Raw genomic sequence first — 14,226 nt, forward strand, 5'->3', positions numbered from 1 at the left:
GCTAACAGGTTTTCATGCCTTGCATTCCAACAAATTCATTACTTAATTTTGTTGTAGGCGAGGTGTTTCCACCTTTTTATGTGGGGACGGAGAGAGAGAATTCTCCGGGAGAGATGGCTCTCCAGTTTTGAAGGCGCGGATGCGCCTAATGTACAACTTTCACGTCGCACTCCCTGATTATCCTGGGTCACCCGACGTACCGCCAATGCTCTTGCTGACCAGGACTTCATCAGCATCTTCTGAAGTCCGCGATATGCTTTGACATCACCACGACTAGAGGCTTGATAAATTCGTTTTTGGAGCTGATAAACTCGACGCTCTAGCTTTCGCCAGTTAATCGCGTTCCATTCTACCGTAGTCTTGACACTCGTATTAGACATTTGCACTCCTACTGGTAACTTTATCTTCCACTTCACCGTGAGTCTGTTTGCATATCCTGGGCATTACCCCAGGCTTTCGCTTTTGACTCAATCTCCCCGACTCACTGCATCTGGTTAGTACCTACAATGAGATTTTGTTGTTCCCATTGAGCAAGTGAGCGGTTATCTCGTTCCGAAAGACCATCCTACATACCTTTAGGGATGATGCTATACACCGGGTTTGTTGGAAGTGCATATTGGTCGGTTTCACTCCCGCCAACTCCCTTATCCATTGCCTTTTGGCTCCAGCGCATTCAGCCTGATTTCGCTGGTTCAAGGTAACGATGTATCAAACACATCTTCAGGTTCTACCTTATCCATGGGTACTTTGCTCGGCAGATTACCAGATTAGGCTTCCAGTATTGCTGCCTTTTTACCCCGCTTCAGGCGTTGATGACTAGTCGCGAACCTGGGGGTAATGCTTTCACCGTTGCACCTACGGGGTAGGATTTACACCTACATGGTCTGTCAGTTGTCAGGGTTTTTGTTGAGGTTTTCCTCTTATTAATACCCTGCCTGTTTTCCCTAAGCTGTTCTAGGTTACTTAGCTTATTTCAACAGAACGATTCGCACTTGAAGCTCTTTATCCAGAGATTCAGGGGGCTGTGTCCAATCAATTGCTCTGTGTGCTGAGGGAAAGAAAAAGGATAAGAAGTCTTCAAAATATTCGTTTAAGGCTTCTTTCCAGGATTTATCATAGTTGGCTCTTACTTCAGTCATTTTGCTTTTACTAAATGATATTCCCTTAGAAAAATTTGGTGTTGTCTTAATTTTTTAAGCGAGCGTTTGGCTAGCTTTAATGGACTTAAGAACTAGAATCTAACTCTATTAAATTTTAGTAAAAATACACTAAAATTTAATTTTAAATTTATAATTAAAAATTTTATATATTGATGATTCCAACTAAACATAATTAAGCTGCTTTATCAAAAATATTATTAAGCAACAGAAGAATTTTGGCTCAATCTAACTATCAAAAACTCCATCCATAGGCACAACACCTACAAACTCTCGCAAAACCCTATGACAAGCATCTACCGTTGTTTTTGTATTAGACATCATTGGCTCTCCTGTTGCGCCAACTTGTGTGACTCCTCGTTCACGCCAAAATCCATTTCCCCTACGCCAGTCTATTTCCTCTAATCTACTCAACCACTTAACTAAATTCTCCGCAGGAACTCCTTCAAGGAATAAATCGCGGGCTAACATTCCCAATGCCTGGAAAACAATGGCACTGACTGCAACTGACTCTTGTCTCTGAGTTACCCGTTCCTGTTTGTTTTTAATCTGCCAAGGGTCATCAGGTAAGATGCTTGCTACTGCCGCCCAGAAAGTTGTCGCCCAGTCAATGAAGGGTTCTAAATCCTTTTTAGACTGTAAAGACGGGAACATATGCTGGGTAGCGGTAACTAAGGTTGAAAGAGTCAGTAACTTAGGATTGTGCTTGCCTAGACCGTTTTCAACCATCTCCACATTGTCACGGAATTGGGGGACTCGGTGTAGTAGTGCGATCGCCATGCAAAGCACGATACTATCTATGAAGAATGACAGCTAGTACTGTTTGAACATAAATGGTAGATTATGGTTTGTCAGGTAAGGTAGCTTTAGTGACTGGGGTCAGCCGACGCATTGGTATTGGGGCAGCGATCGCCCGTTCCCTAGCGTCATCTGGTGCTAATATTTTTACAACGTATTATCGACCATATGATAAGTTAATGCCTTGGGGCAGTCATTCAAAGGAGGCAGAAGAGATCGTTGAATCACTGAAAATGCTGGGAGTCAAAGCAGCAGGGCTTGAAGCTAACCTGGCTGAGCCAGAAATGCCCAAAAAATTGTTTGATACTGTTGAGCAAACCCTTGGCTCCGTAGATATTTTAGTTAACAACGCTGCTCATGACCAACAGGCGGATATCTATACCCTCGAAGCTGAGTTGCTTGATGTTCATTACGCAGTGAACGTGCGAGGGACTACATTATTATGTGCTGAATTTGCCAAGCGTCATCATGGCAAACCAGGAGGACGAATTATCAATCTGACATCTGGTCAAAGTTTGGCACCAATGCCTGAGAACTTACCGTATGCTATTACCAAAGGAGCGATAGAGGCACTAACAATTAGTTTGAGTGCCAGCCTAGCAAGCAAAGGTATTACCGTAAATGCTATAGACCCTGGTGCAACAAATACAGGTTGGATGAGTAACGAATTTCGTTCATCCCTTGAGGTAAAGGCACCCTTAGGTCGGGTTGGAACTCCAGAAGACGCTGCACGTATAGTGTTATTTCTTGCTTCATCACAAGGGCAATGGATCACAGGACAGGTTATTCGATCCAGAGGCGGACTATAAATTAAACTGTATTATTATATTATTCCAGGGTTAGGACTCCAGACTGCATATCTACCACCAACCGTCGATTTTTTAACCACTGGCGACCAAGTAAAACTTCTGATACTCCTTGTCCCACATAAACAGGAATATCAAAATCTTTTCCATCAATTCGCACTTTTCCTATGTAGATATCAAATTCCGCATCTCCTTGGGCTGTCCGCATTGTTTGCTGTTCTACATAAATCCAATCAAGTGCATCTAAATCTTGGCTATTAATTGCAAGCCACCAAGAAAAGCCTGTATCAAAAAGTGCATCTACTCGTAGTTCTAATCCGTCAGTAGCTATCAAATCTATCTCAAAAAATAATTCATCCTCATCACCGAACTTGCCCAAAATCATATTCTTCCGCACACTCCAGTTCCATTTATGCGAAAAATGTGCAACCTGACGTTTGGATACTTTTCATGTGCTTTCTCTGCAACTACTAATGCATCTTTATCCAGAAAATATTCTCCACTTTCTGGTTCAACTGCCATGTACCAGTTATAGTGAGTTTTAATTAATTCCGGTTGCAATTTGTCAAAAATTCGTTGACAACGCTCTTTAAACGCTAAGCGTTCAGCTTGCCATTGGGCTTTCTGTTCTTCTGTCCACTGAATTTCGCCTCTAGTGCCTGCTTATTAGTCACGCTGTAATATTCAGCCCGACCAATATCCTTCAAATAACTATGCTCTGGCCCTACGCCTGGATAGTCTAATCCAGCACTTATCGAATGCGTTTCGACTACCTGACCATCATCATTTTGTAGTAGATAGCTCATCGCGCCATGTAAAATTCCAACTTTTCCTCGCGCTAAAGTTGCTGCGTGTTTGTTCCTATCTATACCTTCACCTGCTCCCTCCACACCAATCAAGCGTACAGAAGGTTCGTTTACAAACTCATGGAACAATCCGATTGCATTAGAACCTCTACCTACACAAGCCAGAAGGATATCTGGTAACCTTCCCAATTTTTCTTGAAATTGAGTGCGAGTTTCTTTGCCAACTACCGCTTGAAATTCACGTACCATTGTAGGGTAGGGATGAGGTCCAATAACGGAACCCATGATATAATAAGTTGTTTCTATGTTTGTTACACAATCCCGAATTGCCTCTGAAGTTGCTTCTTTAAGGGTACCCATTCCTGCTTCCACTACACGAACTTCTGCGCCCATCAACTTCATCTGAAACAAGTTTAGGGATTGGCGTTCCATATCATGGCTACCCATGTAAATCACACATTGCAAACCAAATCGCGCACACAAGCTTGCAGTAGCGACTCCGTGTTGCCCTGCACCAGTTTCTGCAATAATTCGCTGCTTACCCATCCGTTTTGCTAGTAAAACCTGAGCTAAAGCATTGTTAATTTTGTGAGCGCCTGTATGATTTAAATCTTCACGCTTTAAATAAATTTGCGCCCCCGTTCCATCCAGTCGGGCATAGTGTCTTGTGAGGCGTTCGGCAAAATACAAGGGGCTGGGTCGTCCCACGTAGTCCTGCAATAAATCTTGTAGTTCAGCTTGAAAACTCGGTTCTTTACAATATTGATAAAACGCGGTTTCCAACTCACCTAATGGCGACATTAAGGTTTCAGGGACGTACTGACCACCGAACTGTCCAAACCTGCCCAAAGGATCGTGTTGAGTAGTAGCCAAGAAATTGACATTTCTGATATCCGAAGTGCTTGTCACCAGTCAAAACCTTTTAGATAAGTTTCACGAACTGCAAACATCAACTCCAACATTAAATAAGCAAATTTTGAATTATTTATTGTTGGAGTTGAATATAGTTACTTAAAACATATAGATTACTAATAGGGGCTTTTCTCTGGATATAGCAGCTTAATACACTTTTGCCGTAATTCTAATTCTTCTTGGTGTAGCTGCTCTAACTGCTCTACTATTAAATATCCAAGATGAACCAAGCTTTCTGATGTCAGACATAAGTTTCCCTCCTATTGACTAATTTTTTGTATGTCTATTCCAGCGGGGAATCATGCTGAAAGATTCTCACAACTAGAGCAAAAATACAAGGACAGTTAAGACAGTTAAGACAGTTAACAAAAAATGTCTTAATCTGCAAATATTTGCTAAGAAAATGCCTGATATTATACGAAGTTGCCAAAGATAATATCATTTGATGGAAGATAAATAGAGCGCTATCAACTATGCCACGTTCAAGAATTCAAATTGTGCCGCACTTGGAGTATGCGGAATTGACCCGTCGCTACCGACTAACAGAAGCAACTATTTGAACGCTTGCAAACACCACCTGATGATGGTGGGTTGTGGAGTGGACGGAAAGTTGGGTTGCTGCATCATCGCTTATGACAGTTGCTATGACAGTTGCGTAAGTCCTGTTGCCTATTGATGTTTAAATCCAGTAGAGATGTTGCACTGCAACGTCTCTACAACCTGTATGCGATCGCATTTGGCTAAGTTTTATCTATTTCCTCTGACAAGAAAGGCTCTTTGTGAAGATGCTTTTCATAAACGATTTCATAGGGTTGATAACCGGCTTTACGGTAGAACATTGCTGCTCTTTCATTGCTATGTAACAAACCGACTCTGACAACTTCCAACTTTAAATCTAAAAACCAATTCTCAGCTGCTTTCATAAGTGCAGCACCGACTCCCCGTTCTCGCCTCGTTTCCAGAACGTATAAATCGGAGATGTAACCGTATTTTCGCTCCCGCTCAACAATATGCAAGTCTCCTTCATCAAGTTCTTCTACAAAACAAACTACAAAACCAATGATGCTCTCGTTGGACTGGGCTACATAAATCTGACCATCTTGCTTCTTAACAATTTCTTCAAGATAAGCGAAATGTTTATCCCCAATCTGAGACCCTGATGGTCTGTTAGGATGAAATTCAGATTCAACATCTTGAAGCAATTCCATTAGTTTAACTAGAAACGGACGATCTTGAGGCTCGGCAGTGCGAATTGTAAAATTAGATGGCATAAATTAGTATTCCATGTCGAACCAGTCAGGCAACTGCATATCCTGTATGAGGACGAACATTAGGTGGATGAAATCCTAACACAATTTTGTCTTTAGGAATTCCTGCGGCTACTAATTCATAGGTAACGCCATCCTCTGTATCATCCCGTTGCACCCATACTTTGCCATCAATAATCTCAAGATGGACTAAACAACCATGAATCCGCTTTACACCATCCCAGCCCAAAGTAATAAGTAGATAGTTGTCATTTTCGCTATCAAAGGCTGTTTTACAGTGAATGTCTCCATGCGAATAAGGAATTTTTGTATATGGAATTAATACGTCTTTAATAATGCGTCGATAAGCGTCTAAGGTATCCATTGCACAATCGTCTCACTATCAGGATTGAACACGATTAGATAGAGATTTTCGCTCTCTATTAAAAGTTTACCAATTGGTTCCTCGAACAAAGCTGTAAATACATTGTCACGTACCGCTAAATACAACGTCCGTTCAGGTTCAATACGCTGAATAACAGCCCGATAAGTAACGAACCCTCCTATAGCATATTTTAGATCTTCCATTTCCGAAGGACTGACAAAACTTTTAATTTCTACAGCTATCTTTTTATTTCCCTGTTCTGCTGCTAGCAGTCGTTGTTCGGATAGTACAAGATGCAAATCAATAAGGCAGTTTATTTTATAGTGCTTTTGTACTATACTGATAAAACAAAAATAAGCCAGTATAATTGGTGCAAAACAGGCGGTGGGTGTTGCCACTGCTCTTGACCTCTAACAAAGGTGAGTAACAAAAATTCAGTTAGGTCTAATTGAGACTAAATCATGGCTAACAACCAGTCTATTAAATTTTCCTTAGAACAACAAGCCAAAGAAATGGAGTTTGAGTATCACCCCTATGTCTACCTTTTCCCCCGCTTAGGCAGACAAGAGTTTGAAAACCTCAAAAGCGATATAGAGACAAATGGGCAAGGAATTCCCATTGCTGTTCTAGCGGGAACCAACCTTATCATAGATGGTAGACATAGATATGAAGCTTGCCTGACGCTAGGAAGAACACCAAAGATTGAATATCTCACACTAACTGAATCTCAGATTTTATGGAAAGTTATCTCGCTAAATATTAAAAGACGGCATCTAAGTGAAAGTCAAAGAGCTATGATTGCAGCAAAAATTACAAATATAAAAAAAGGAGGCAATGGTAACAACCAGTTTATTAAGAAAAATGAAGCAAAAAAACGAATTCATTCTTTTGCTGTGCCGTTCATATCTCTGAAAGATGCGGCAGACAGCTTAAATGTAGGCAGAGACTCAGTTGTAAAAGCGTGTTCTATACTAGAAAGTTTCCCTGACATTGAGAGTTATATTGTTGATGGCAATATTACAATTCACGATGCTTATAAAGTAAAAGACGAAATGCCCGAAATCAAACAGGAGGTTATCAAGAGATTTCGCCTGGATAGAGAAACAAGGCGCAAAACCAAGCAATTAGCCCAGTATCGCAAAGAAGTCAAGCAGGAGATTGCTAAACAGTCGCTAGAGAAAGTGGTAAACAGCGTTTTGGGCATTGAGGTTAGTGAAACCCCTCGCGTCAATTTCGGTGATATTTGGCAGATGGGACAACATACCTTAACCTGCTGCGATTCTTCAACCTGGAACGCACCCAAAGCCACACTTGCTTTTGCCGATCCTCCTTACAATGCGGGGGTTGCAGATTGGGATATTGATTTTGAGTGGAAGCATGACTGGTTAATTAATAAAGCTGATTTAGTGGTTGTCACTCCGGGCGATGAATCATTTGCCGAGTTTCTTAAAAAAACTACTATGCCCTATAAATGCATGATCGCTCACTGGATAAAAAACGGCATGAGTAAAAGTCCAATGGGGTATGGCAATCACATTATTGCTGCTGTTTTTTGTAAAGAATCAAGTCCTTACAAAGTGACGGGTAAACGCAATCAAAACTACTCAGAAGGCATGATTGTTACGGATGTAGTTGATGATATCAACCACCCTGGGAGAAAACCGCTTGATTACATGGTGGCTTGGATTAGCCGCCTAACCGAACCTGAAAACGTCGTGATTGACCCGTTTTTGGGAAGTGGAACAACATTAATTGCGGCAGAACTAACTGGCAGAATTTGTCATGGGGCGGAAATTAATCCAGAATACTGCGCTTTTATTTTAGGTAGATGGATGAAATTAAATAAACAAATTCCTAAAAAAATTCAATTGACAGTTGACGTTTAAAACTCTACATTGTAATCTGGCATAAATGCCCAAATCATATAATTTTCCAACCAAAGGTTTTCAACCTATCGCAGGAGTGACAACTAAATGGTTGGGCGATTTGCTATCGGTAATTTATGTCAGACAATTTAACCATTCCTGTAACTTCTCGGTTTTTTCAAGAGGTTGACAACGACTTGCATTCTAACTTTCATCCCTTGATGAAACAGTTGGAAAACGAAATTACAGCCAAAAAAGAAGACATTCGATTAGAAGCTGAAAGTAAGAACTGGATTGCGAAATTTACAGGGAATTTGATTGAAGCACCTGTATTGGGTGTAGATGCGTCTACCGTATCTCATGACTATGGAGAGATATCAACCGCGATCGCTGTTGGAGTAGTAAGTTCCACTTGCGATACAGAGCCCAAATATTTTTATCAGGCTATTAGTGGCACGTCAAGTGAGACCTTTAACAAAGTTGCTCCTTACATCCGAGTTGCTCAAGAACTGACAGCTTTAAAATATGCTTGTGATTCCGGTAATTGGGTGATGTACGATGGCAGTTTTAGCTCTCTCAACATGGATTTGTGCAAGTTTGCTGCATCCATGCCAAAGGACATTACTCAGTCAATTACCGATCCTGATTTCTTAGAGTGGGAATTAGTTAAGGATAGTTATCAACGTTGTTTGCTCAACCCTAATTCTGATTGGTTTACCATCTTTGGGCAGCCAGGAGGTAAAGGCGCACGTAAGCTTATTGCTTTAAGCAAGAAGGGAATAGGCAAGATGTTCTCTAAAAGCTTAAAAGCTTTAAGTAATATCCTCAATACTGCATTTCTGCCGTCAGACAAACTCATACTGGGAATGATTTTGCAGGAAGGGGAATATACAAACCCCATCTCCTACGAACAAGCTTTTCAACAATCCCATGGTTCTAAAGTTCCAGGCTATGGCAAACCCTCCACAGGTAAAGACAACAAAAATTTAGAGACCCAGCATCAAGCAGTGGAACTTACTTTCAAAAATATGAGAATCGTCAATTTCCGCCCGTGGGGATGGTCGCCAGTGATGGCAATTCACTACAACAAGTCTGTTTGCAAGCTAGATGAAGTTTTAGGCGTTGTTGCCGCTCAAACTCTAACCAGAGGTGTCCTGGAACCAATGCCTTTGTACTTAGCCGATCTACTTTCTAAACAAGCATCATCAGTAATCCGCTTGTACGGGGAGGTTAACGCTGGACGTTACCCCAATCTATTCAAAGCTTATCGAACATCTATTAGGAAATAATCTCATGGTTATAGCTACTAACCTCCATCAAGATTACGTTGCTACTGTCAACTCATACAAGCGTGGTAAGTTGCATGTTACCATCTTGTCGCAGGCAAAAAATCGTAACATCTCAGGTAAGTTGTGTGAGTTGATCGTAAACTCTGATATTGGACAACAAAGGGTGTTATGCCGCATCAACCGAGTAGACATGACTAACCTAATTCATGAAAGCCTGGAGTTCCAGCAGGCAATTGCCGACCAAGGTTTTTTGCGATACTACTCCGGTGAATGCGACATTTTGACAGCTGAAGTAGAAGTTATTGCCTGTATTCGAGCTAATGACCATGCCTTTTGTGCAATCGCCTGTCCACCGAAGTCAGGAACCTTCTTAAGAGTTTTACACGGTACTGAGATTTCTAATTACCAAGTTGAAAAAACTTACCATGCGATTATTGGTCATTTACCTGACGAAGCCAATATGCCGATGTCAATCGTTAACCGCCATTTTGGTGATTGGGATTCAGGTGGATACGGGGAAGCAAAGCATACTTGCGTATTTGGTCAAAACGGTTCGGGAAAGACTGTTTTAGCTCTTTGTCTTATTGCTACTCAGCTTGCTGCCAATCCACAACAAGGATGCTTAATTCCTGATACTGCCGGGGATATTGCCAAAGGTGGTTCTCATTCTAAAGGGGACTTTAAATTTAACTTCATTGAGCTACTAGAGAAGGCAGGGCGTAGACCAGAATACATAGGTATTGAGCAAATTAGATTAACTAGTAAAACTTCTTTTAAACAATTATTAGAACCTGTTTTGCGACGAATTCTCAATATGCACTCCGAAAAATCAGTACTGCTTTGCGAGAGAGTAGCTGAAGGACTGTTTGAAAGAGAGGTAGATTTAGCAATTGCTCAGCCAAATCATGTTCTTGAAGCAGTACTCGAACATATTGAATCAGTTTACACGGGTAACAAACGCAGGGAAAAACTTGCTGAAGTACAACAGATAGCCGATAATCCCGGACAACTTAGAACTTTTGCTAACGCTTACAGGTCGGGAGTCATGCAGTATTTTGAAGGTAGATACAGCATTGATGAAATTGTTGAGGGTTTCTTAGATAAAGGACGCATAATCCTGCTAAATATGGCTACCATGTCCGAATCAGAACAACGCTTTGTTATGTACGAAATTTTTAGTAAAGTCAAGCGCAAGGCTGAATTAGATTTCAAAATACATGGTAGAACACGCAACGGACTAGTAGTTCTTGATGAAGGCCCACGTTGGGCACCTCAAAGTGGTGATGATGAAGTGACTCAAGTTATTCGTGATGCTTTCAATACTACCCGTAAACTGGGAGTAGGCTGGATGATAATTTCCCAACGCATAACGGCTATTAGCAAAGATATTATTGCCCAATGCCATACTAAGTATGTTGGTCGTGGAATGGGTATTGGGGCGGACAAAGATTATCTGAAGGAGTTTTTTCGTGAGGATGGGGTGGTAATGTATGACCAGTTAAGCCTACGAGGAGGCTTTTTTTGGCTAGCTACAGGACATCAAGTCAACTATGGTCAAGGGTCTCAATATGTTGCATTTGAAACCTTTGGTGGAGATGCCACTCAAGCAATCATTAACGCTAATCCTCAGATTTGGCAGGATTAATCTTACCAAAAATCAAATTACTGCCTCATGTGCAAGCGCTCTTCTTAAGTTCATACTTCCTGAAGTTATGAGAAAGTGCGATTGCATTTCCAACGCTTATACTTGGTAATTGCTCGCGCTATGACTCCAGAGTAGTTCTCAGGATACGAGGGCTACACATAAGGAAACAGCCTAGATAAACCAGGCTGTGACTAAACATATCTAAATTTATGCTAGCTCTATGATTCTCAAAAACACATCTGCGAAACCACTAAAAAGGAAACTTTCATCTGGGAAGTCTGCTTACTTATTGCTGATTGCAAGTCTCACACTACCTCCAGTGATTGCCGCTATTGTGTCACCTAGCTGTAATCCAGTGTCTGTGCATTTTAAGTCACCAGGCTTTGAGTATGAGTACCAGAAGGGTGCTTGCACTAATTTACCTGAACAACAGGGCGATAATAAGGAATAGCGGGACTTAGACAAAAAACACCTAGAAAAAAGTGTCAAATTTATATACAGAAAGATTTTGACATCGTTTTGCTCCCTTGGTTGATATATCTAAGTTTGGGACATTTTTGAGCATTTGGTGTATTTCCTTTACCCTGTATGGGTTTGAGGCTTATTTGTCCCTCAAAAATGTTTAAGTCCCGATAGTATTGAACATCTTGGGGGGTATTCAGAAATGTTTGAATATCCTCTACTTCAGCAAAATTAGTATTGAATTAATGGTGATTACTTTGTTATATTTTTGGCTACATATTTATATAGTTAGTAATTCGTAAAGAGATCGCACTCTCCAAATTTAAATCTCCTGACAGACCTCTCTCAAATGAGTGGCTGTAAGCGTAAGCCCCTGTTGTTTCAACGTTTCCAAATACTCCTCCGCTGTTTTGGGAGGATTTTTAAGAGTCTTTCTTTGTCTTTGAGCTGCTTCACAAACTACTGTAAAATTTTGTTCCAGTAAGTTAAGAATAAAATTATCTGGGTGCTGCGCTTCAATACGGTAGGGATTCAAATTCTTTACAGGAAAATCACTTAAATTAAAAGTAACAATAATGTTAGCACTACAGTGAATTGCTGCTGCGAGGATATGCCTGTCATCAGGATCGGGAAGTTGCAAATTTGGAATGATTGATTCATAACCTGTGACTAAACAATTCGGGACAGAACTATTCATCAGATTTTTTGTTCTAACCAATTGTTTTCTTGTAATGTCAGGACGGTTTTTCAAAACATTACGCATCCACTCATCATGAATCTTATCAGTCCATTTTGCATAGAACAAGTTTGTAAGTGCCAACCATACTAAAAAATCGCGTAGCGCCGCTGGATACAACACACAGGCATCATACACTACTGTCAAATTTGACATGAATTAGTATCCCATATTGAGTTCTTGCGCTTGAGCAGCAAGTTCCTCAAGGGCTTTCATCCTTTCGGCATCTTGACGGTGTTTATATTCAATAACATCTTCATAACGCATCTTGCGTATGTTCCCTTCTACTTTATATGGAATTGCTCCTACCTCAAGTAATTCCCACACATAATCCTTGGAAACACCCAAAATATCTCCTGTTTGAGCAATACCTAGCTCCTGCGGGAATGCAGTTACTTTTACAGTATTACCCTGACCCATAATTCCTAAAATCTCAATAAGTAAATCGAGAGCAGCAGCAGGTATAGTTACTTTCTTACCTTGTGTTTCATCTTGCATCACCTCAATATCGTAGTAGCTTTGGTCTTTTGGCAAGGATGCTAAAAGATTACGACTCGCTTGTGCAACAGCTGCTTGCTCTTGTGTCGGTAAAGTGTTTTTTGGCGTTTGATGGGCAGAGAGTGTCATATAGATTGAGGTTTGAGAATTTAGTAGGGAATAGCATTTGATATTACATATGATAATGTTGTCAACCTCATAGGGATTCAAACTTTAACCTTGATACACCTTGATTTATTTTTCATCAAGTAAGCTAGCAGCAAACTCTATTGCCTCTGCTGCGGTGGAAACCTTGCCCTCTATCTGCGCCACGGCAATTTCTGTTAAGAGTTGACCCACGAGTGGCGAAGCCGGAATTTTTAAAGCTATCATTATATCATTGCCACTCACTATTGATGTGGGATGAGCGACCAGATCGTCAGGGTTAAGGTAGCGGGTGATTAAGGGTGCAATCTCCCCTACCGGTGTGCCATGTGCTATGGCTAAAATCGCTATAGCCGGAAATGTCAATCCTGCTTCTTGAAACAAGAAGTATTGTTCTCTTAAAGATAATTGAGGTGTCTTTAACTGTGGTAATAGTCTTACAGCAGTCATGACAGCTTTCACTTCAGCACGGCTGTATGTGAGTTCCATCAACTCTGTTTCTGCTGTTTCTGGTTCTTGTTTAATGAGACACGCGAGTTTTGCAATTCCCACCCAAGTTGTTTTCACTGTATCGCGTATGTACTGGGACAGTTCTACACCCAGTTGATTCCACGTTTCTGCTATTCGCGCAGCCGCTTTGTCAATCTCTGTCAGCAAAGCAACACTATCTTTTGTAGCGTATTTAAAGAAAGATCCAAGCAACCCATCTTCCCAAGCACTGACAATCCAAGGAGTTCCTTGGGATGAAAGCAGCATATAACCTAATTCTGCCCTCACTCTTTCTGCGGCTACTTTGGTTATATGTGATGCCAAAGAACGAATTGTGTCTTGGGTATTTGGTTCTATCGTAAAACCGAGCTGAGCTGCTTGACGATATGCCCGCATTAACCGCAAGGGATCGTCTTTTAAGTTCGCTGGTGATATCATTCTTAAAAGGCGTTTTTTTATATCCGCACAGCCTTGCAGGGGATCGATGATTTCTTGGGTGTAGGGATTGTAGGCGATCGCATTCACTGTAAAATCCCGCCTGTTCAAGTCAGTTTCCAAACTATCGCCTTCCTGTTGGGCAAAGTCCGCTGTGGCATGAGGAAACACAACACGGGCAATTTGTCTTTCTGCATCAAGTAACACAAAACCGGCTTTGTAATGGGTTGCGATTTTTCGGGCTACTTTCACCGCATTAGATGGTAAAACAAAATCTATATCTAAATATTTTCCTGTAAAAGCTTGCGGCGCGTCTCTTAGTAAAAGCGCATCTCTTACAGCACCACCCACCATGTAAGCTGGTTGTGGCAATAACTCCAAACTAAAGGGCCAATGTTCTGGCAATAAGGTAGAAGGAACGAAAGCATTCATTGTAATAAAAATAAACCCAGCGATTCAGCAATAACAATTGCGCTTAAGCTAGATTAACAATAAAGGTTCCTGGAATTGGTTCGATTATGTGTATTTGCGTGAACTGCCACTATGTAGACC

The 14,226-nt window shown here is 41.1% G+C and carries 16 protein-coding genes; 4 read left to right on the forward strand and 12 right to left on the reverse strand.

Going from position 1 to position 14,226, the window contains the following annotated elements; all coding sequences use genetic code 11:
• Positions 1-38: 38 nt before the first annotated feature.
• From ACYRY3_RS15510 to ACYRY3_RS15520, 3 genes are all read right to left on the reverse strand, one after another.
• A complete protein-coding gene (locus ACYRY3_RS15510; protein ID WP_460202533.1) occupies positions 39-380 on the reverse strand; it encodes a reverse transcriptase N-terminal domain-containing protein in 342 nt (113 codons plus the stop codon).
• A gap of 588 nt (positions 381-968) precedes the next feature.
• Positions 969-1,139 carry a hypothetical protein gene (locus ACYRY3_RS15515; RefSeq protein ID WP_460202534.1) on the reverse strand — a complete coding sequence of 57 codons (171 nt, stop codon included), beginning with the start codon at positions 1,137-1,139 and terminating at the stop codon, positions 969-971.
• Positions 1,140-1,385: 246 nt separating this feature from the next.
• A complete protein-coding gene (locus tag ACYRY3_RS15520) occupies positions 1,386-1,937 on the reverse strand; it encodes a DNA sulfur modification protein DndB (protein WP_460202535.1) in 552 nt (183 codons plus the stop codon).
• Positions 1,938-1,990: 53 nt separating this feature from the next.
• On the opposite strand from ACYRY3_RS15520, the gene ACYRY3_RS15525 reads away from it, so the two are divergent.
• On the forward strand, positions 1,991-2,764 hold the full coding sequence (locus tag ACYRY3_RS15525) for an SDR family oxidoreductase (RefSeq protein ID WP_460202536.1): 774 nt from the start codon (positions 1,991-1,993) through the stop codon (positions 2,762-2,764).
• A gap of 19 nt (positions 2,765-2,783) precedes the next feature.
• Here the strand turns inward: ACYRY3_RS15525 and ACYRY3_RS15530 are convergent, their stop codons facing one another.
• The 6 genes from ACYRY3_RS15530 to ACYRY3_RS15555 form a co-directional block, all read right to left on the reverse strand.
• Positions 2,784-3,146: an aspartyl protease gene (locus ACYRY3_RS15530; protein WP_460202537.1), complete on the reverse strand. Its 363-nt coding sequence runs from the start codon at positions 3,144-3,146 to the stop codon at positions 2,784-2,786.
• Positions 3,143-3,322, reverse strand: a complete 180-nt coding sequence (locus ACYRY3_RS15535; RefSeq protein WP_460202538.1) for a hypothetical protein — start codon at positions 3,320-3,322, stop codon at positions 3,143-3,145. The genes ACYRY3_RS15530 and ACYRY3_RS15535 overlap by 4 nt, the downstream gene beginning before the upstream one ends.
• 35 nt (positions 3,323-3,357) lie before the next feature.
• Positions 3,358-4,476, reverse strand: coding sequence for a tryptophan synthase subunit beta (gene trpB, locus ACYRY3_RS15540; RefSeq protein ID WP_460202539.1), 1,119 nt, complete (start codon positions 4,474-4,476; stop codon positions 3,358-3,360).
• 743 nt (positions 4,477-5,219) lie between these two features.
• Positions 5,220-5,750 carry a GNAT family N-acetyltransferase gene (locus ACYRY3_RS15545; RefSeq protein ID WP_460202540.1) on the reverse strand — a complete coding sequence of 177 codons (531 nt, stop codon included), beginning with the start codon at positions 5,748-5,750 and terminating at the stop codon, positions 5,220-5,222.
• A gap of 25 nt (positions 5,751-5,775) precedes the next feature.
• Positions 5,776-6,111, reverse strand: a complete 336-nt coding sequence (locus tag ACYRY3_RS15550; protein WP_460202541.1) for an element excision factor XisI family protein — start codon at positions 6,109-6,111, stop codon at positions 5,776-5,778.
• Positions 6,099-6,509 carry an element excision factor XisH family protein gene (locus ACYRY3_RS15555; RefSeq protein ID WP_460202542.1) on the reverse strand — a complete coding sequence of 137 codons (411 nt, stop codon included), beginning with the start codon at positions 6,507-6,509 and terminating at the stop codon, positions 6,099-6,101. The genes ACYRY3_RS15550 and ACYRY3_RS15555 overlap by 13 nt, the downstream gene beginning before the upstream one ends.
• Positions 6,510-6,572: 63 nt before the next feature.
• Here ACYRY3_RS15555 and ACYRY3_RS15560 point away from each other — a divergent pair, with 63 nt between their 5' ends.
• The 3 genes from ACYRY3_RS15560 (at position 6,573) to ACYRY3_RS15570 (ending at position 10,910) form a co-directional block, all read left to right on the forward strand.
• A complete protein-coding gene (locus ACYRY3_RS15560) occupies positions 6,573-7,997 on the forward strand; it encodes a DNA methyltransferase (RefSeq protein ID WP_460202543.1) in 1,425 nt (474 codons plus the stop codon).
• 116 nt (positions 7,998-8,113) lie between these two features.
• Complete coding sequence (locus tag ACYRY3_RS15565) at positions 8,114-9,265, forward strand: hypothetical protein (protein ID WP_460202544.1); 1,152 nt, start codon at positions 8,114-8,116, stop codon at positions 9,263-9,265.
• A 4-nt stretch (positions 9,266-9,269) separates the two neighbouring features.
• Entirely contained in the window at positions 9,270-10,910 is a 1,641-nt protein-coding gene (locus ACYRY3_RS15570) for an ATP-binding protein (protein ID WP_460202545.1), read from the forward strand.
• Positions 10,911-11,694: 784 nt separating this feature from the next.
• Here the strand turns inward: ACYRY3_RS15570 and ACYRY3_RS15575 are convergent.
• The 3 genes from ACYRY3_RS15575 to ACYRY3_RS15585 form a co-directional block, all read right to left on the reverse strand.
• On the reverse strand, positions 11,695-12,264 hold the full coding sequence (locus ACYRY3_RS15575) for a PIN domain-containing protein (protein ID WP_460202546.1): 570 nt from the start codon (positions 12,262-12,264) through the stop codon (positions 11,695-11,697).
• A gap of 3 nt (positions 12,265-12,267) precedes the next feature.
• Positions 12,268-12,735: a MerR family transcriptional regulator gene (locus tag ACYRY3_RS15580; protein WP_460202547.1), complete on the reverse strand. Its 468-nt coding sequence runs from the start codon at positions 12,733-12,735 to the stop codon at positions 12,268-12,270.
• A gap of 105 nt (positions 12,736-12,840) precedes the next feature.
• Positions 12,841-14,106 carry a tRNA nucleotidyltransferase/poly(A) polymerase family protein gene (locus ACYRY3_RS15585; protein WP_460202548.1) on the reverse strand — a complete coding sequence of 422 codons (1,266 nt, stop codon included), beginning with the start codon at positions 14,104-14,106 and terminating at the stop codon, positions 12,841-12,843.
• Between the last annotated feature and the right edge of the window lie 120 nt (positions 14,107-14,226).

It is taken from the genome of Scytonema sp. NUACC21 (assembly GCF_054684315.1).

Excerpts from the sequence above, each read along its gene's own strand:
- ACYRY3_RS15510 (WP_460202533.1), bottom strand. The coding sequence starts at position 380 with ATGTCTAATACGAGTGTCAAGACTACGGTAGAATGGAACGCGATTAAC.
- ACYRY3_RS15515 (WP_460202534.1), bottom strand. The coding sequence starts at position 1,139 with ATGACTGAAGTAAGAGCCAACTATGATAAATCCTGGAAAGAAGCCTTA.
- ACYRY3_RS15520 (WP_460202535.1), bottom strand. The coding sequence starts at position 1,937 with ATGGCGATCGCACTACTACACCGAGTCCCCCAATTCCGTGACAATGTG.
- ACYRY3_RS15525 (WP_460202536.1), top strand. The coding sequence starts at position 1,991 with ATGGTAGATTATGGTTTGTCAGGTAAGGTAGCTTTAGTGACTGGGGTC.
- ACYRY3_RS15530 (WP_460202537.1), bottom strand. The coding sequence starts at position 3,146 with ATGATTTTGGGCAAGTTCGGTGATGAGGATGAATTATTTTTTGAGATA.
- ACYRY3_RS15545 (WP_460202540.1), bottom strand. The coding sequence starts at position 5,750 with ATGCCATCTAATTTTACAATTCGCACTGCCGAGCCTCAAGATCGTCCG.
- ACYRY3_RS15550 (WP_460202541.1), bottom strand. The coding sequence starts at position 6,111 with ATGGATACCTTAGACGCTTATCGACGCATTATTAAAGACGTATTAATT.
- ACYRY3_RS15560 (WP_460202543.1), top strand. The coding sequence starts at position 6,573 with ATGGCTAACAACCAGTCTATTAAATTTTCCTTAGAACAACAAGCCAAA.
- ACYRY3_RS15565 (WP_460202544.1), top strand. The coding sequence starts at position 8,114 with ATGTCAGACAATTTAACCATTCCTGTAACTTCTCGGTTTTTTCAAGAG.
- ACYRY3_RS15570 (WP_460202545.1), top strand. The coding sequence starts at position 9,270 with ATGGTTATAGCTACTAACCTCCATCAAGATTACGTTGCTACTGTCAAC.
- ACYRY3_RS15575 (WP_460202546.1), bottom strand. The coding sequence starts at position 12,264 with ATGTCAAATTTGACAGTAGTGTATGATGCCTGTGTGTTGTATCCAGCG.
- ACYRY3_RS15580 (WP_460202547.1), bottom strand. The coding sequence starts at position 12,735 with ATGACACTCTCTGCCCATCAAACGCCAAAAAACACTTTACCGACACAA.
- ACYRY3_RS15585 (WP_460202548.1), bottom strand. The coding sequence starts at position 14,106 with ATGAATGCTTTCGTTCCTTCTACCTTATTGCCAGAACATTGGCCCTTT.